Annotated in this window: 15 protein-coding genes; 9 read left to right on the top strand and 6 right to left on the bottom strand. The window is 44.3% G+C overall.

Going from position 1 to position 17,267, the window contains the following annotated elements; all coding sequences use genetic code 11:
* The first annotated feature begins 53 nt into the window (after positions 1–53).
* Genes O0931_RS16575 through O0931_RS16535 form a run of 9 tightly spaced genes read left to right on the top strand, consistent with a single transcriptional unit; the run spans position 54 to position 13,250 of the window.
* Positions 54–3,164, top strand: a complete 3,111-nt coding sequence (locus O0931_RS16575) for a SusC/RagA family TonB-linked outer membrane protein (RefSeq protein WP_269416594.1) — start codon at positions 54–56, stop codon at positions 3,162–3,164.
* Positions 3,165–3,181: 17 nt separating this feature from the next.
* Positions 3,182–4,543: a RagB/SusD family nutrient uptake outer membrane protein gene (locus O0931_RS16570; protein WP_269416593.1), complete on the top strand. Its 1,362-nt coding sequence runs from the start codon at positions 3,182–3,184 to the stop codon at positions 4,541–4,543.
* Between the two features lie 2 nt (positions 4,544–4,545).
* The gene (locus O0931_RS16565; RefSeq protein WP_269416592.1) at positions 4,546–5,475 is read left to right on the top strand and encodes a cyanophycinase; all 930 of its coding nucleotides are present in this window, start codon (positions 4,546–4,548) and stop codon (positions 5,473–5,475) included.
* A 42-nt stretch (positions 5,476–5,517) separates the two neighbouring features.
* Positions 5,518–6,849 (top strand): DoxX family protein, encoded by a 1,332-nt coding sequence (locus O0931_RS16560; protein WP_269416591.1) that lies wholly within the window; start codon positions 5,518–5,520, stop codon positions 6,847–6,849.
* A gap of 24 nt (positions 6,850–6,873) precedes the next feature.
* Positions 6,874–8,574, top strand: a complete 1,701-nt coding sequence (locus tag O0931_RS16555) for a hypothetical protein (RefSeq protein ID WP_269416590.1) — start codon at positions 6,874–6,876, stop codon at positions 8,572–8,574.
* A 15-nt stretch (positions 8,575–8,589) separates the two neighbouring features.
* Positions 8,590–9,174, top strand: coding sequence for a c-type cytochrome (locus O0931_RS16550; protein WP_269416589.1), 585 nt, complete (start codon positions 8,590–8,592; stop codon positions 9,172–9,174).
* A gap of 17 nt (positions 9,175–9,191) precedes the next feature.
* Positions 9,192–10,415, top strand: a complete 1,224-nt coding sequence (soxC, locus tag O0931_RS16545; RefSeq protein ID WP_269416588.1) for a sulfite dehydrogenase — start codon at positions 9,192–9,194, stop codon at positions 10,413–10,415.
* Between the two features lie 4 nt (positions 10,416–10,419).
* Positions 10,420–11,862, top strand: coding sequence for a phytoene desaturase family protein (locus tag O0931_RS16540; protein WP_269416587.1), 1,443 nt, complete (start codon positions 10,420–10,422; stop codon positions 11,860–11,862).
* Positions 11,863–11,873: 11 nt separating this feature from the next.
* Positions 11,874–13,250 (top strand): YeiH family protein, encoded by a 1,377-nt coding sequence (locus O0931_RS16535; RefSeq protein WP_269416586.1) that lies wholly within the window; start codon positions 11,874–11,876, stop codon positions 13,248–13,250.
* Positions 13,251–13,567: 317 nt separating this feature from the next.
* On the opposite strand, the gene O0931_RS16530 is transcribed toward O0931_RS16535, so the two are convergent.
* From O0931_RS16530 to O0931_RS16505, 6 genes are all read right to left on the bottom strand, one after another.
* Entirely contained in the window at positions 13,568–13,972 is a 405-nt protein-coding gene (locus O0931_RS16530) for a response regulator (RefSeq protein WP_269416585.1), read from the bottom strand.
* Positions 13,973–14,075: 103 nt separating this feature from the next.
* On the bottom strand, positions 14,076–14,693 hold the full coding sequence (locus O0931_RS16525) for a PAS domain-containing protein (protein ID WP_269416584.1): 618 nt from the start codon (positions 14,691–14,693) through the stop codon (positions 14,076–14,078).
* Positions 14,694–14,870: 177 nt separating this feature from the next.
* On the bottom strand, positions 14,871–15,056 hold the full coding sequence (locus O0931_RS16520; protein WP_055909662.1) for a CsbD family protein: 186 nt from the start codon (positions 15,054–15,056) through the stop codon (positions 14,871–14,873).
* 110 nt (positions 15,057–15,166) lie between these two features.
* On the bottom strand, positions 15,167–15,550 hold the full coding sequence (locus tag O0931_RS16515; RefSeq protein WP_269416583.1) for a hypothetical protein: 384 nt from the start codon (positions 15,548–15,550) through the stop codon (positions 15,167–15,169).
* A 24-nt stretch (positions 15,551–15,574) separates the two neighbouring features.
* Positions 15,575–16,588 carry a hypothetical protein gene (locus tag O0931_RS16510; RefSeq protein WP_269416582.1) on the bottom strand — a complete coding sequence of 338 codons (1,014 nt, stop codon included), beginning with the start codon at positions 16,586–16,588 and terminating at the stop codon, positions 15,575–15,577.
* Between the two features lie 90 nt (positions 16,589–16,678).
* On the bottom strand, positions 16,679–17,260 hold the full coding sequence (locus tag O0931_RS16505; RefSeq protein ID WP_269416581.1) for a hypothetical protein: 582 nt from the start codon (positions 17,258–17,260) through the stop codon (positions 16,679–16,681).
* Positions 17,261–17,267 lie beyond the last annotated feature (7 nt).

The following is a 17,267-nucleotide window of genomic DNA, read 5'->3' as shown; positions in this document are numbered from 1 at the left end:
TATCCTCAGGTCTTAGTCAACAAATTTCTTCATTAACATAAAACCAGTTAAATATGGACATATTTCTCCATAAGAAAAAGTATTTAATACAGGCAGGCTTTCTTTTTTTGTTTCTGCTGCTTGCAACCTCCACTAATATTTTTGCCCAGGTAGAACCACCTCCAATTATCAATTCAAATCTTCAGGGAATCGTTAAGGATTCATTAACCAAACAGCCTATACCAGGAGTGGTTGTGCGCATTAAAGGGGTTACACATTCTGTTTCCACTGATGGCGAAGGTAAGTTTGTTTTTGTTACCGGCCAAAAGCTTCCCTATACCTTAATTTTAAGCTATATTGGTTATCAAACCAAAGAAATTGTCGTTAACCAAAGTCCGGTTACCATCACTTTGAGGGAAACCAGTAGTCAGTTAAACGATGTTGTTGTGGTTGGATACGGCACGCAGACCAGAAAATCATTAACAGGTTCTGTTTCTACCATTGCGGTTGACGAGGTCAGAAATAAACCAACAGCTACTTTTGCTGAACAACTTCAGGGTAAAGCGCCCGGATTACAGGTGAGTACTTCTACGGGTATTCCGGGCGACGGGATGTTTATCCGGATCCGGGGAACAACGTCTATAAATGCCAGTAACGATCCGCTGTATGTGATTGACGGCGTTTATGTAAACAACAGTTCCCTGCAACGCATTACAACCCAGGGCCAGGCCAATAACCCCTTATCTGATATTAATCCGGAGGATATTGAGAGCGTAACGGTGCTTAAAGATGCCGATGCTACTGCAATTTATGGTGCCAGGGCCGCTAACGGCGTAATTTTGATCACTACGAAACGTGGCAAATACAATACCGGACCTAAGGTAAGCTTAAGCACCTACGTAGGTTTTGCAAAAAATCCGAAGCTTTGGGAACTGGTAACCGGACCCCAGCATGCCGAACTTATCAATGAATTCTATCGGAATTCGAATGCTGATGCCATTGCAACTGCTGCAGCAAATGGTACAACACCGGTTACTACCTATCGTTTTCAGCCTTTCCGGGCGTTAACGGATAACACAACCGCTTCTCCTGCACCCAGAGGATTGCCTCAGGATCAAAACACCTACGACCGCTTAAGCAAAGCATTCCGTACTGGCTTACTACAAAATTATGATGCTTCTGTATCTGGAGGGAATGATAAAACGACCTATTATATCGGCGGCGGACTCAACAAACAGGAGGCAACGCTCAAAACAAACGACTTTCGCCGCGGCAGTTTTAAAATTAACCTGGATCAGAAAATTGGAGATCGGATTACTGTTGGAACAAGTAATATCATCACCCAAACCTATCGCACCAACGCCAGGGTAGGCGACGGGCCTCAGGGTGGTATCCTTCAATCGGCACTGCACACACCAACTTACCTGCCGGAGGTTAATGCCGATGGAACACCAGGGAAATGGGCAGGCTTTGATAACCTTGATGTTCTGCTTGCCAACACCAATATGAACAGCACCAGTAACCGCTTGATCAGCAATGTTTACGGAGAGGTAAGGATTTTTAAAGATCTGACTTTCAAAACCAGCTGGAGTGTGGATTATAACCAATACAATGAATATCAGTACTGGAACAGCCTCACCAACCTGGGTATTGCCAATAAAAATCTGGGTTCAAACAGCGTGAGCAATAATACCATCTGGACAAACGAGCAGACCTTAAATTATAACCACACATTTGGAAAACACGCGTTTGGCGCCTTAATTGGTAACTCGCTGCAAGGTTCGGTAACCAACCAGGTACTGGCAACCGGAACGAATTACCCTAACGATTCTTTTCAGCAGATTGCATCTGCCGCAACCACTACTTCTTCCGCTTCCGAGTCAAAATATAAGCTGTCCTCATTCTTTGCCCGACTAAACTATAACTACGATGGTAAATATTATGCGGTATTCAGTATACGCGGCGATGGTTCTTCACGTTTCGGTGCCAACCATCAGTGGGGCTATTTTCCGTCGGGCGGCTTAGCCTGGAGAGTTAAAGGGGAGAACTTCCTGAAAGATGTAGCCTTCATTACCGACTTAAAACTTCGTGGAAGTATCGGCATAACCGGAAACCAGAATGGAATCAACGATTTTGCATCGCGTGGTCTTTGGGGTGCGGGGGCAAATTACCTCAATAATCCGGGAACTACGCCCTCGCAACTCGCCAATCCCGACCTGAAATGGGAGAGCACCCGTCAAACCAATATCGGACTTGATTTAAGCTTATTTAAAGATCGCCTGACCATTAGCGGAGATGTATATGAAAAATACACCAGTAATCTTTTGCTCAACCTTCCCCTGCCATCAAGCAAGGGCTTTTCCTCTATTTTAACAAATGCCGGGGAAATGAGCAACAAAGGGCTTGAACTGAACATTAGCAGCACCAATCTGGACAGTAAACTTAAGTGGAATACCAACTTTAATATTTCCAGAAATATTAACAAAATCGAAAAGCTGCCTACGCCCGTTGTAGCCGCCTATGCTGCCCAAAGGATGGTACAAGGCCTGTCCATGTACACCTTTTTTGTTTATAACCAGCTTTATGTTGATCCGCAAACCGGTAATTCGGTTTATGAAGATGCCGATAAAAATGGCGTCATCAACTCCAATGATCTGGTTCCGGTAGGTAACGCATTGCCAAAATTTAACGGGGGCATCACCAATAACTTTAGTTATCAGGGTTTTGATTTATCTGTATTTTTCAATTTTGTGTACGGAAACAAGGTTTATAACAATAATAATTATTTCCTTGAGGGGGGTGGTACCCGCGATGCCAACAGGGCTATGGATATCTATCAGCTGAGCAGGTGGCAAAAACCCGGCGATATTACCGATCTTCCTCGTCTCACGGCCTATGGTCAGAACTATACGTTGAGTCCAACCAGCAGAAATATCGAAGATGGTTCTTTCATCCGCTTAAGCAACATCACGCTGGGTTACAACCTTCCCAAAGCTTTTATCAAAAAAGCCCGAATGTCGGCAGTAAGAGTTTATGCCAGCGGTTCTAACCTGGCTTTATGGACGAAATACAAAGGTCCGGATCCGGAAATCAATGTTTCCTCATCGGCCACAGTTTTGGGCTACGATTTAGGCACACCTCCAATGCCAAGAACCTTTCAATTAGGCGCAAACATCACTTTTTAACCCCTAAGCATTAAAAAATGAAAAAAATCATATATATATTCGCTTCAGTGCTCCTGCTTTCTTCCTGCAAGAAATTCCTCGAAACACAACCACAGTTACAGGTTGACCAGGACCAGGCCATTATTAACGCCGGAACTGCAGCAACAGCAGCAAACGGACTTTTTAACCTTCTGGCAAGCGGCAATTATTACGGTTCTAACTTTCCTGCACTGTCTTATCTTTCGGCAGGAGATATACAGTGGTCTGGCTCTCAGTCTGACCCGAATGAGATTACCAAGCACCTGACCTCGGCTACTAACGGTTATGTGCAATCAGCCTGGACGGCCATTTACAAAACCATCTCACAGGCAAATCACATCATCGATAAGGTACCGGGGGTGAGTGATCCCTTATTGACCACCGCTTTAAAAAACCAGTATCTGGGAGAGGCTTATTTCGTGCGTGCCCTGGCCTATTTTGATTTGGCCAGAGGTTGGGGTGGCGTTCAGCTTGTTCTTAAGCCCACTAATGCGACAAGCGATAATTCCGATATTCCCCGCAGCAGCCTTGCCGATACCTATGCCCAGGTATTGAAGGACCTTAACGCCGCTGAAAGCCTTGTTCCCACCGCACTGAACAGAAACCGGGTGAGCCTGCGGACTGTTCAGGCACTTAAAGCCAGGTTTTACCTATACCAGAAAAACTGGGCACTGGCAGAGCAGTTTGCCAGCAATGTAATTGGCGACAATTCAAATTATTCACTTGTAGCGCCTTATAGTGCTTTTTTTGCCAATAATGCCGTAAATACCAGTGAATCGGTTTTTGAGCTTGCCTATACCACTTCCAATACAAACGGACACAGCAACTGGTGGCTGCCACCAGCACTGGGTGGCAGAAGAGAATGGTCTCCAAACGATGCATTGGTTACCTTATTGAATAATCCCGCTATTGGGGGCAATCGCAGTGCACTTATTGCCCAAACGGCAGCTCCAGGGAATTTATGGTATGGCAGACTTTATTATCGTACCCCTCTGGGTACCGACCCTGCTTATGTAATTCGCATTTCAGAACTCTATCTCATCCGAGCGGAGGCCAGGGCAAATCAGGGTAACTTAACAGGAACAAATAGCGCGATTAGCGATTTAAACACAGTAAGGGCAAGGGCTGCTGTTGCCGCAAGTATGGCAACTACACAGGCCGATATCCTGCTGGCTATAGAAAAAGAACGTCAGGTCGAGTTTCCGTTTGAGGCCGACCGCTGGTTTAATCTGGTGCGTACCGATAGGGCGCAAACGCTTTTGGGCTTGCCTGATAAACACCTGTACCTGTTCCCTATACCTTATAATGAAACCCTGGTTGATCCGCAGCTTGCCGGGTCGAACCGTAATCCCGGATATTAATCATGAAAAAATTAGCAATACTACTATTTGTAATTCTCGCTGCTAAAACGGCTGTTTTTGCCCAGCGGTCACCAATAACTATTAAGCAATCGGTTACCAGGCATGGTCCCGAAAAGGGAAGCCTTTTAATTATTGGAGGTAACGTGGGCAGTCAGCGGGATATTTGGGATAAATTCACCGAGCTCGCCGGAGGAAAGGAAAAAGCAGTTGTGGTGGTGGTGACCACTGCCGGCGGGGATTCTGCAGCTTATGATCAAAAAGGGGTAGAAGAAGTGAAGCGCCAGACCGGGATCAGGAACGTTACACTTTTTCATACCAGTGATCTGAAAGAGGCAAACAGCGAAAAGTTTATAGCGCCCCTGAAGAATGCTACAGCAGTTTATTTTCAGGGCGGCAGGCAATGGCGCATCGCCGATGCCTACCTCAACACCTTAAGCCATCAGGCATTTATTGATGTTTTGAACAGGGGCGGTGTAATTGCCGGAAGTTCGGCTGGGGCATCCATTCTTGGTTCCTTTCTCTGGCGGGGCGACACCAAAGGTGCCCAGATCCTGGTGGGCGACCATACCCAGGGACTTGGTTTAATCAAGAACTCCGCAATCGATCAGCATTTGCTCGTTCGTAACCGCCAGTTTGATCTGGTTAATTTCATTCGCATATCACCCGAACTTATCGGAATAGGGCTTGATGAGGCCACTGCGGTGCTCGTACAAGGCGACAGCCTCCAGGTTTTCGGGCGTTCGGTAGCAGCCATTTATGATTATCAGACCATCATCAGCAGCGAAAATAAACATGTGGTGAATGGCAGCGAAGATTTTACCGCCTCCGGCGGACCATTCTTTTTTCTGCGCGCCGGACAAAAATATGATCTATCGAAAAGACAAGTGATAAAAGAGAAACGGGTTCCCACTCAACCGGCAACCAGGCAGTAAAATGCAATAAACGGACATTAATATCTTTTTGATAAAATTGCAATGAGTAACAATATTACAAGCAACGAAAGTAAATGGACAAATGCTGAAATGGGGCTTTTCAGGTTCTTTTTTATCTATTTCATTCTTCAGACGCTTCCACTAAGTGTAGACTTTTTTCATACTATTTTTGGCTTCAACTGGTTCCATATCCGCTATGGCGATATCTTTAATGTCAGCCGTTTATCAGCGAAATTTATTCCCGGCGCAGATACTTTTTTAAACTGGCTCATCCTTGCGGTACTTTCAGCAGGCGGCGCTTTTTTATGGTCGAGGCAAAAACCCGGAAAATACAATTATGATGAACTTTATTATTGGTTAAGGGCAATTGTTCGCTACCGCCTTGCCATCGGAATTATCGGTTATGGATTCCTTAAATTCTTTCCGATGCAGGCACCTTTCCCGTCAATCAGTAATCTCAATACCGCTTACGGAGATTTCTCCGAATGGAAAATTTTCTCCATGACCCTGGGGATTGTTCCTGGCTACGAATCTTTTTTAGGGGGCGTGGAGCTGGTAGCGGGTTTGCTTTTGCTTTTCCGTAAAACGGCTTCCATTGGTGCCATCATTGTATTAATATTTACAGGCAACGTGTTTATCTCTAACCTGGGCTATGGCGGCGGCGAATACGTTTATGCTTCTTATCTAATCAGCTTTGCGGTTTTTGTATTATGGTTCGATGCCCAAAGGATTTATCGCCTGATTTCTCTGGAGCTTCCAACTCAGCCCAATAGATATAAGCCAGCATTCAAGCCTGCGCTTAATTCATTACGTTTATTGGCCAAGGCATTTATATTAATTTTCTTTGTCTTTTTCTACGGCCTGAAAACTTATTTTGGTTGGCGCCGCGATCCTTATCAGTTCCCTCAAAAATCGGGGCTTGCAAAAACAGCGGGTATTTATAACGTGAGCGAGTTTAAGCTGAACGGAAAAATAGTCCCATATGATCCGGCGAACGCTGCACGTTGGCAGGATGTTGTTTTTGAAAAGTGGGCAACGATTAGTATCCGTTCTCCGCGGCCTGTAATCACCGATTCCGCCAACTATGAGCAAATATTTGCCCAAGATAAAGATCGAAATTACGAACTGGCAGGCTCGGGCGGAAGACATTATTATTCTTATGAAGTGGATACTGCCAAACAGCAGCTCTTGCTTCAAAATAAAAACAGCCATTATCTGCACGAAAAGCTACGCTTTAACTTCAGCAGGCCAGATACCGCAACGATCATTTTAGCAGGGAAAAATGAGGTCGGAGATTCAATAGCTGTAACATTAGTCAGGATAAATAAAAAATATCCGCTTAAGCTTGGACGCAGAAAAACCTTGAAACTTTAATCACAAAGCAAAAATCTAATCAATATGTCTGAGGATATACAACAAGATAATATAGATAAAGCAGCGCAAGCGGAACACCTTTCTTCAAGGCCATGGTCCTGGCCAAAACGCTTCGGCTTCAGGGTGCTTTTCATTTTTATGCTGGCCATGTGCATTCCGTTTTCGTTTAACTGGTATAAAAACATTTTTACGTTAGACTGGACACGGCCGCATTACCGCGACCTTTACGATATCGCACGGTTTCAGCCAAGTTTTGTTTCCTTATTCAGCGCGAAAGGTAACCGTGATATCACCGATGCGCCTGCCGCAGATGACCATCAGGGTAAGAATAAGAAAACCGCCCGCAAGAGCAACGCTAAACAATTAAAAACAGGAGAATTTTCTGATCGAAGTGCCAGGGTAATGCCTCCAAAAAGAGGCTTTCTGATTGATTATATTGATTGGGGTATAGCCTTAATTATCGGATTGATTGGCGCGGTTGTGTGGTCTGCGTTTGATCGGAAAACAAAGTCCTATCCTATATTATATTACTGGATTAGGGTCGTGGTCCGCTACCGTGCAGGAATCGGAATTATAGGCTTTGGCTTCACCAAGCTATTCCCTACGCAGATGCCTTATCCTTCACTGGGGCTTTTGAATACCAATTTCGGAGATTTTACTGCTCAAAAGGTTTACTGGCTCTCCGTCGGTATTGTTCCCTGGTACCAGGTTTTTGGAGGCGTGGTTGAAATCCTGGCCGGAACACTGCTTTTCTTCCGGAAAACAACTACTTTCGGCGCCATATTGCTTGTTGCAGCACTTGGGGATATCACTTTTGTAAATTATGCTTACGATGGTGGTGTGCATGTATATGCTTTTTATTTTGTTGTGCTGGGGCTCTTTCTTGCCGCCGATGATTTTCCTAAGCTTTACAACCTGTTGATTTTAGAAAGGTATACCATTCCCTTCAGAGTTTATCCGGATTTCAGGAAACCAGTATTGAGATACACGAGGATTGGGTTAAAGGTCTTAACCTTTGTCGTTTTTTTCGGGGTAATGACTTATACCGAGGTCATCAATTTTAAATATGATCCATATAAGCAGCCGGCAACAGCAGGCGTCAAAAATCTTAGGGGCAACTACCGTGTAAGCGAATTTAAAATTAACGGCGTAGATATTCCCTACAACCCGCTTGATTCTACGCGTTGGCAGGAAGCCACTTTCGAAAACTGGAGCACCTTAACCTTTAAAGTCAATCGCCCTGTACTCATCGATCCATCCAACGGTGGGGGCAGCCCGATGCACGATATTCAGCGGACTTTCGAAATCAGTGGTGTTGCCGGCGGACAAAGGGCTTTTCATTATTACGCCGATACGCTGGATAAGGTCTTATACCTGCAGGATAAAAATGTAATGGCGCTTCGAAACGCAAAAAAAACAGATACTTCCCGGAAAAAGGATACTTCCGGGGTAAACTGGATTAGCAAAACAGCCTGGAAACATATCGGCGACGAAAATAAAATGATCGATAAATGGGCCTGGTCTACCAGGCGCGACAGGGAATTTGCAGAAAAACCACGTGATGTTAAAAGAAACAGGATGGTGCTTAAATATCAAACTACAGATGGTTCAAGGGTAATCCTATACGGGAAGAATGAAAACAGCGATTCTATTTATGTGGTTTTAAACCGCTATGAAAGGAAATATGTGCTGCCGAAAAGCAGTTTAAACGCAGGAAAATACTAACAGATGAAAAAAGCGATGATCATTTTCTGTTTTGTATTGCTGGCGGTGTGCTGTGCCATTAACAAAATTTCGGTTGCACAATTTCGAACCGGTGTACCAGGCGATAGCCTAAAGCGAGTACCAAAGTTCGGGTTTGGCCGTACTGTAGGAAAGGCAGAAATAGCCGAATGGGATATCGACGTGAGACCAGATGGAAAAGGCCTGCCTGCGGGAAAAGGTGATGTGGAAACGGGGCGTTTGATTTTTGTTAAAAAATGCACTGCCTGTCATGGAGCAGAAGGTAAGCAACCCCCTGGTGTAAAGCTTTTAGGCGGAGTGCTGGTGAGTGACACACTAAGCACCGGCAGGGTAAAAACTATCGGCAACTATTGGCCTTACGCCACAACGCTTTTCGATTACATCAGGCGGGCCATGCCTTATAATCTTCCGGGCTCACTGAGCAATGATGAAGTTTATGCGCTGAGCGCCTACCTGTTGCATGCCAACAAAATTATCGGGCAGACCGCAGTAATTGATGCGGGTAACCTCCCCAAAATTATTATGCCAGCAAGGAAAATGTTTGTGATGGACGATAGAACAGGCGGAAAGGAGATCAGGTAGTGCAAGAAGAGGATAAAATGTCCCAAAAATCAGGGAAGATAAGCAGGAGAACCTTACTTGGTGGAGTTATCGCTGCTGCGGTATTGCCCGTGGGCAACTTACTGGCTATCGGAAATTCAAAACCGCAACTACCTGCGGTTGCAGATGATCCGACAAAAACCCCCGGACCCGGGCCAAGTCCTCTTGGCAGGCGTTCGCCTTTTGAAAACCCGGTCAGAAAACCCTCGGATATCTCTTCACGAACGCCCCTGCAGGATATGCACAGTACCATTACGCCGGCCGATTTACATTTCGAACGGCATCATGCCGGTGTTCCAACGATAGATCCGGCAAAACATGAGCTGCTGATACATGGCCTGGTAGGTACAGCTATGAAATTTACCCTGGCTGATTTAAAAAAGTTTCCTTCGGTTACCCGAATCTGCTTTATTGAGTGTGCGGGTAATTTCAGAACAGGAAAAGAAGAAATGACCCCTCAGGATATACTCGGCCTTACCAGCCAGAGTGAATGGACCGGCGTAATGTTATCTACTATATTCAATGAAGTCGGGATCGATCCCACTGCAAAGTGGTTTCTGGCAGAAGGTTCTGATGCAGCGGTGATGACCCGAACCATTCCGCTTGCAAAGGCATGGGATGATGCGATGATTGTGTATGCGCAGAACGGCGAAGCCATCCGCCCCGAGCAAGGTTACCCGATGCGTTTGTTACTGCCTGGCTTTGAAGGGAATATGAACATTAAATGGCTTCGCAGAATCGAACTTTCTGAGGAGCCATATATGACCAGAGAGGAAACTTCAAAATACACTTATCCGGTTAAGGATAAAATAAGAATGTTTAGCTTTGAGCTAGATGCCCGTTCCATCATCACGTATCCATCGTATCCGGCAAAAATTGCTAAAGGTTATGTCCAGATACGTGGGCTTGCCTGGAGCGGCAGGGGTAAAGTGAATCAGGTTGAGGTTAGTACCGACAAGGGGCAAAGCTGGCAGAAAGCTGTGCTCCAGGAACCGGTTTTGAGCAAAGCCCATACCTATTTCAGATTCGACTGGGACTGGAATGGGGAGGCCACAGAAATACTGAGCCGGGTTACCGATGAAACAGGTTACCTGCAACCAACCTTAAAACAGCTAATTGAGGCTCGTGGGCCAAATATTGGTGGCTATCACATGAATCCGGTTACGACATGGCAAATTAAACAAGACGGTTCGGTATTATTTAAGCCCGAACCTTTAAAATAATTAAATGAAACTCGAAAAGCGTGATTACGATGCGGTGGTTGTTGGCTCTGGGCCGAACGGTTTAGCGGCTGCGATTTTAATGCAGCAACAAGGCTTGTCTGTGCTCATCATCGAGGGTAAAGATGATATCGGAGGGGGTCTGGCCTCGAGGGCGCTTACCCTACCCGGTTTTACCCATGATGTGTGTTCGGCTATTCATCCTATGGCCTTGGCATCCCCTTTCTTTAAAACGCTACCGCTAACTGATTATGGTTTGCAATACATTAATCCCCCGCTTTCTGCGGCACATCCATTTGATGACGGAAGCGCAGCAATACTCGATAAATCCATAGAAAATACGGCTAAGTACCTCGGGGAAGATGCCGGCATTTACGGTAAGCTGATGCAATCACTGCGCCGTACCTGGCCGCTGATTGATAAAGATGCCCTCGGGCCCCTGCATTTTCCCGGACATCCGCTTGAGATGGCAGGCTTTGGACTAAAGGGATTAACCAGCGCCAGCCATTTTGTTAACCGGTTTAAAGGTAAGCATGCCCGCGGGCTTTTTGCCGGGATGGCAGCACATTCGATTCAGCCCTTGAATAATCTGAGTACCACAGCCATTGCCCTTGTGTTAATGACGACCGGTCACTTACAGGGCTGGCCCATCCCCCGGGGTGGGTCGGTTGCTATAGCCAATGCCCTGGCAGGTTACTTTCAGGCTATCGGCGGTAAAATCGAAACAGGAACGTATGTTTCTTCGCTTGCCCAGTTACCCGCTGCTCATGCGCTGTTATTCGACGTTACTCCAAGGCAGTTGCTAAAAATTGCCGGACATCAGTTCTCTTCGATTTATAAATGGCAGCTCGAGCGTTACAGATATGGAATGGGCGTATTCAAAATTGATTGGGCACTGGATGGCCCGATTCCGTTCAGAGCTGAAGCCTGCAGGCAGGCCGGAACGTTACACCTCGGCAATACGTTCGAGGAAATTGCAGAAGGCGAATTGCAAACCAGTCGCGGAAGACAGTCTGAAAAACCTTTTGTACTGCTGGCTCAGCAGAGTCTTTTCGATCCCTCGCGCGCTCCCGATGGCAAGCAAACAGGCTGGGCCTATTGTCATGTTCCAAATGGCTCCACCCAGGATATGACCCAAGCGATAGAAAAACAGGTAGAACGATTTGCACCGGGATTCAGGGACCGGATCATCGGCAGGCATACTTTCAATACGAATCAACTGGAAACTTATAATCCTAATTATGTTGGTGGCGACATCAATGGCGGCGTACTGGATATCGGCCAGCTGTTTACCCGTCCGGTATTGCGTTTATCACCTTATAAAACCTCAAAAAAAGGTATATACCTCTGCTCATCTTCAACGCCCCCGGGTGGTGGCGTTCACGGAATGTGCGGCTATCATGCAGCCAAAGCTGCTTTAAAAGATATTTTTAAAATTAAAATCAGATAAAAACAAATCACATGTCAACAGAGAACACTGCTTTAAACAATTCGGCGGCACTTACAGATTCAGGAATTGTATCAGATAAGAAAACTTTTTTTCGGTCTATTACAGAAGACTGGTGGGCGTTAATCCTTGGATTTATCATTATCGGAGTGGTACTTTATTTAACCCGGAACGGAACCAATATCAGCTTGCCTGCTTATAAATGGACTAGCCAAACGGACCTGTTTGAGAAAATCCTGTCACCGGCAAACCTGCTGCTGATATTGGAAACTGGAATCGTTTTTTTGGTGCTGGCTGGTTTCGCCATATTTCTTTCAGGTGGAAATGTACTGCGTTTTACAGCAGGTTTTCTTTTTATTTACCTGCTTGCCACCATTTCCTTTATTATCGGGGGCAATAAGAATGTAGCATATTATGGCCTGGAATACGTGGTATTTGCCCTGCTGATTGGTATTCTGCTGGGTAACCTGATCGCCTTACCTGCCTGGCTAAAAGAGGCCGTGCGATCCGAATTTTACATCAAAACCGGACTGGTTATCCTGGGTACCAGCATTCTTTCTGCAGATCTAATCAAAGCAGGTTTGCCGGGCGTTATCCAGGCAGTTATCGTGGTGAGTGCCGTTTGGTTCTTTTCGTTATGGCTAAGCCGAAGATTAAAAGTCGACGATGAATTCGGGATTATCCTGGCTTCGGCGGTTTCCATTTGTGGGGTTTCGGCGGCTATTGTTGCCGCGGGTGTAATCAATGGCGATAAGCGTAAGTTATCATATGTTACAACTTTGGTGCTGATTATGGCCATTCCAATGATGGTGATATTGCCCTGGGCTGTTAAATATTTTCATATTCCGGAAGTCATCGGAGGTGCCTGGTTAGGGGGGACCTTAGATACCACCGCTACTGTTACTGCGGCAGGCGACCTGGTTGGTCCGGTGGCAGTAAAAGCTGGTGTTATTGCCAAGTTCTCACAAAATGTATTTATTGGTGTTGCGGCGTTTTTTATTGCCATCTGGTGGGCATATAAGAAACCCAAAAATAATGGTGAGCTTGCGGCATCCATTAAAGTAGAACGCCCCGGATTAAAAGTAGTTTGGGAGCGTTTTCCGAAATTCGTTTTGGGTTTCATCGTCGCGTCGCTTGTGTTCTCCTTTCTGTTGTCTGTAGATACGGCAAAGAGTGTAGCACCTGCACTAAATGGTCTTCGTACCATCTGGTTTGCTATTGCCTTTATCTCTATAGGTATGGAAGCTAAGTTTTCGTCGCTGGTAAAACTGCAGGGAGGTAAGCCGGCATTAACTTTTGTGGTTGCCCAGATTTTCAATATCTTCTGGACTTTGTTATGGTCATACATTCTCTTTGGTGGATATCTTTTACCTGTTCCGGACTTTAAATAGCAAGGATGCTATTATTCTTGAGGGAATAAAAGGAACAGCTTATAAAGAACTTTCTTATTTCACTTGCAAAAGGTCAATCACAACAAGTCGACCAAGCGTGAGATTATATAATCAAGAGAGCAGGCGTGAATTAAATACCTGCTCTTTTAATAATATTAATAAAGCAATGTTGTGCTTACTAACTAAATATAAATGCTTAATATGTAACCTAAACTGTCTGTCAGTTAATTCCCTCTGTGAGTTTTTGCATCAATGGTTTTACTTTTGAGACATACAAAGCTGACTTTTTTACAGTATAAATCCTATCTCAGAATACTTTACCCGATAAAAAAGGATGGGATACCTTGAACAGTCTGAATTTCGGTGAGCTGATAATCCATTAGGGGCTTTGTTAAAAAGTCCTTTACAAAATCAAATGTCAGCGATTTATGCCGCTCGCTGATGTCTGTAGAAGAAGTGAGCATGATAACGGATATATCCTGACGAAGCGGATGTGTTTCCAAAGCCTCCAGAAATTCCCAGCCGTTCATTCCGGGCATATTAATGTCGAGAAAAATAAGATACCGGCTTTCGCCGCCACCTTGTGTATTCAGGTGTTCAAGGGCAGAAAAAGCACTGTTAAAAGTCTCGGGAGAACTGCTTGCACCGAAGTCGGCAAGTATGGTAGAATGAAGAAAAAGTGCGATGTCATCGTCGTCAACTATAAGGATCTTGTAATTCATGTCTATATACACGTCTCTCTCAAATCCAAAGCCGGATCGTCGCGGCGTGTTGAATAAGAACAAAAATCTGCCTGTCTTGTTTGGCGACTAACAGCCTGATTTTTTACGATTCAGCCTGATTATGGCCTATATTCTCGACAATCTCCCGCACCGTAAGATCCAGTTTGGTGGCACTTTCCATGATCATTAAACATATTTTGCGAAGCTGCTCATCATCGGAACGTTTTTCGAGAATGGCGCTAAGGGAAAGAATGTTTGTTAAGGGCGCCCTGATCAGGTGAGACTGCTGAAAGGATATCTGCGTAAGTAGCGTAGCTGTTTTTTCTATCTTATCGATCGCACCTTCCAGGTTTTGCCTGTCGGCCACAAACTGGGTGATGTTGTAGCCAAGGCAGAATATGCCCTGTGGCATGTTTTCCTCATCGAACATCGCCTGGTATTCCCACTGCGTGTAAAGGTAGCCGCCCTTGCCGTCATGTTTTCTTATAACCGCCGGGAAGAGTTGCCCTGGATTCGCAAAACATTTGAGGGATACCTCCTCACATGTCTTCCGGTCATCTTCGTGCATGGTAATATAGTAAGGCTCGCCTACAAAGTTTTCGTGGATATAGGCAAATTCATCTGCATAATGCTGGTTAACATAGGAATAGTTTCCATTCATATCCGAAATTATGATGTAAAAGTATTTCGAAGATTCGAGCAGTGCTCTAGTTTCCTGCATATGTTTCATAGTCGAGGGAAATGTGCCTTAAATAATTCCGGCGTCTTAATATTCTGTTTCGATAATTATCTGTTTCGGGGAATGCCGAAATTTTTTAAACTTAACGAAAGTATTTCAGGAGATCAAGAAAATTGAAGCCCCTTAACAAAATGCTAAGAGGCTTCTTTGTAATTTAGACTATAAGGACTTTAACCAATCTACAACCTGTTCACGGGTTTTACCTGTTTTTTGTTGCAGTTTTCCATAAAGCTCATCATCTTTTCCTTCTTCGTACTTTAAATCATCTTCCGTCAAATCTGCGTAGGCCTGTTTAACTTTTCCTTTAAGTTCATTCCAGGCGCCTTTTAATTCTAATTTGTCCATTGTTATCTTATTTAATTGTATAATAATGTAATGCTGTTTTTTAACAGGAGCATTTAAGCCTGTGCTTCTATAGCGAAACTTAGCTCTTTTCAGTGTTCAGTTTCGTTTTATCAGGGTATTTCCTTCGAAGCATAAATACTGTCTACGACATACTTGCTAAACCCTCTCCAAGGAAGACCATGCTTATATTCCTTGTAATGCAGCTCGAAAAATTTTCCGCTATTGCCCATTAGCTGTTCTGTAATCTTAGCATCAGCTACCGAGAACTCAAACTCATTGTTTTGGAGTGTTCCTGTTTGTTTAGAGCGGACTCCGCTTTGAATCAGTTTTCCCTCATCAGTTTTGAAAATATAACCTTTCTTTACGATGTAGTTCAACTCCCCGGCTTTTACGCCCTCTCCAAAAATAAAAAAGTAGTTAAAGTAAATTAAGCCTGCAACCAGCAAAGTACCAATTATTGCAGCAATGGTTCCAATTTTCTTTCCAGTAGTCATCTTTTTTATTTTAATTAAATACCATTAAATTCTTTCTTCTGGCCTGTTCTCAATAATTGTAAGACGTTTTTTTGAGGCTACAAGGGCGCCAAAACTCGCGCTTACTGCACCTAATAGCATCCCGATAAAAGAGAAAATTGCGAATTTGGAAAGTGCCGATGCCATTTCATCACCAACTTCTCTTGCTTTATGTTCTGCCTGAGCTTTCACGTCTTTAATCTTTTCTTTAGCCGTCTTCAACGTAATTACCCAGTTTTCTACGATCTGTTTTGATTCTGCCTCACTTTTTCCGGTTCTGTTTTTAACAATGTTTACCAACGCCTCCTGATCTGCAGCATTGAAGGTAGAATCATTTTCAGAAAATAGTTTCGAAACCAAAGCATCAATTTTTTGCTGTGCCTCCTGTGGGTTTTCTAAAACAGCCTTTCCTGCTGATTTGCCCTGACCGGATGCCTGGTCAATTTTTTTATTTAAGGAACCGGGTTGAAGTTCTTTTTTCTCTGTTTGCTTTAATAATAACTCTGCCTCCTGTTTCATTTTTCCAAAGGTGTTTTTATCAATGCCCAATTGGTCTTTAATGAGATTTCCTGCCTCAGGAGCTGCGGCTTTAATCCCTTCACCGGCCAGTGAAAACCCTTTTGTAATTACAGTGCCAACGCCGCCTACAACTTTTCCAACTGATGAGGTAATTAAATACATGTTCAGGAAAGTAAGCAAACACCATGTAAGTAAGCCATGTAGAATCAGATCTGTTTTTTGGATGTGGTTAGAAAACCATCCGGCAACCCATCCTCCGGTAAATACCGAAATAAGCATTGTTACAATCCACCAGATCAATGCGCCCGTACCAAGACCACTGAATGGTTTAGCCTCGTCGAGCGGGTTTATGCTGCCAAAGCCTATCCCGAGACCTAGAAAACTAAGCAGAAGCTGTACGGCGATGGCGATGAATACTCCTGAAATTATTGCACTCCAGGATAGTCGACTGATAAATCCAATAGCGGACTTATCACTTATTTTATGAATTTTGCGTTCCATGTTTTGTTATAATTAATTGGATATTAGATTTCCCTTTTTTAAAAAAAAGAAACTGCTTTCCAGTCGGAAGCAGCTTCTGGATTTGAATAATTAATTGTTGATATCACTTTTAACTTTATTGGCTGTTCTTTTACCTGGAAGGTAGATTTGGAAACCAAATGAAAGGTTTAAATTGCTTTGCGTAGTAGAACTACCGAAACCAACAAGTCCGTTGTACTTTAGTAAAGTTTCTAAACCGATATTAGGTGTAATGAAGTATGCAAAACCAGGCCCAACACTTAGGTTTAATCCATTGGTGTTGCCACCACCTTTGCTCACGTTAACGCCGCCAATTCCTGCTGTTGCCTCTGCAAATAAACGTCCATGGCGAAAAACCTCTACATCTTTACCCGCGTAGTAACGACCCAATGCACCCACACCATAGCTGGTTGTTGTATTTGAATTTTTGGCTGTTTCCAACCCAAAGTTTACATAACCGCCCAGGGCAACATTATCCTGAATAAACCAGGCTGCTTTAGGTGAAATGTCTACGCTGAAGATTTTCGGGTCGTCAAAGCCAAGGTTTATGTTGGTTAAGTTTCCACCTACTAATACGTTTCCCTTCTGAATTTGGGCATTTGCGGCAAAGATTGTTGTTACCGATAAAATAATTGCTGTTAAAATATTTTTCATGATTGAT

Source organism: Pedobacter rhodius (assembly GCF_027213645.1).
In the GTDB taxonomy this organism is placed as follows: domain Bacteria; phylum Bacteroidota; class Bacteroidia; order Sphingobacteriales; family Sphingobacteriaceae; genus Pedobacter; species Pedobacter rhodius.
This window is presented reverse-complemented; position numbering and strand designations above follow the sequence as displayed.

Excerpts from the sequence above, each read along its gene's own strand:
- O0931_RS16575 (WP_269416594.1), top strand. The coding sequence starts at position 54 with ATGGACATATTTCTCCATAAGAAAAAGTATTTAATACAGGCAGGCTTT.
- O0931_RS16570 (WP_269416593.1), top strand. The coding sequence starts at position 3,182 with ATGAAAAAAATCATATATATATTCGCTTCAGTGCTCCTGCTTTCTTCC.
- O0931_RS16565 (WP_269416592.1), top strand. The coding sequence starts at position 4,546 with ATGAAAAAATTAGCAATACTACTATTTGTAATTCTCGCTGCTAAAACG.
- O0931_RS16560 (WP_269416591.1), top strand. The coding sequence starts at position 5,518 with ATGAGTAACAATATTACAAGCAACGAAAGTAAATGGACAAATGCTGAA.
- O0931_RS16555 (WP_269416590.1), top strand. The coding sequence starts at position 6,874 with ATGTCTGAGGATATACAACAAGATAATATAGATAAAGCAGCGCAAGCG.
- O0931_RS16550 (WP_269416589.1), top strand. The coding sequence starts at position 8,590 with ATGATCATTTTCTGTTTTGTATTGCTGGCGGTGTGCTGTGCCATTAAC.
- soxC (WP_269416588.1), top strand. The coding sequence starts at position 9,192 with ATGTCCCAAAAATCAGGGAAGATAAGCAGGAGAACCTTACTTGGTGGA.
- O0931_RS16540 (WP_269416587.1), top strand. The coding sequence starts at position 10,420 with ATGAAACTCGAAAAGCGTGATTACGATGCGGTGGTTGTTGGCTCTGGG.
- O0931_RS16535 (WP_269416586.1), top strand. The coding sequence starts at position 11,874 with ATGTCAACAGAGAACACTGCTTTAAACAATTCGGCGGCACTTACAGAT.
- O0931_RS16530 (WP_269416585.1), bottom strand. The coding sequence starts at position 13,972 with ATGAATTACAAGATCCTTATAGTTGACGACGATGACATCGCACTTTTT.
- O0931_RS16525 (WP_269416584.1), bottom strand. The coding sequence starts at position 14,693 with ATGCAGGAAACTAGAGCACTGCTCGAATCTTCGAAATACTTTTACATC.
- O0931_RS16520 (WP_055909662.1), bottom strand. The coding sequence starts at position 15,056 with ATGGACAAATTAGAATTAAAAGGCGCCTGGAATGAACTTAAAGGAAAA.
- O0931_RS16515 (WP_269416583.1), bottom strand. The coding sequence starts at position 15,550 with ATGACTACTGGAAAGAAAATTGGAACCATTGCTGCAATAATTGGTACT.
- O0931_RS16510 (WP_269416582.1), bottom strand. The coding sequence starts at position 16,588 with ATGGAACGCAAAATTCATAAAATAAGTGATAAGTCCGCTATTGGATTT.
- O0931_RS16505 (WP_269416581.1), bottom strand. The coding sequence starts at position 17,260 with ATGAAAAATATTTTAACAGCAATTATTTTATCGGTAACAACAATCTTT.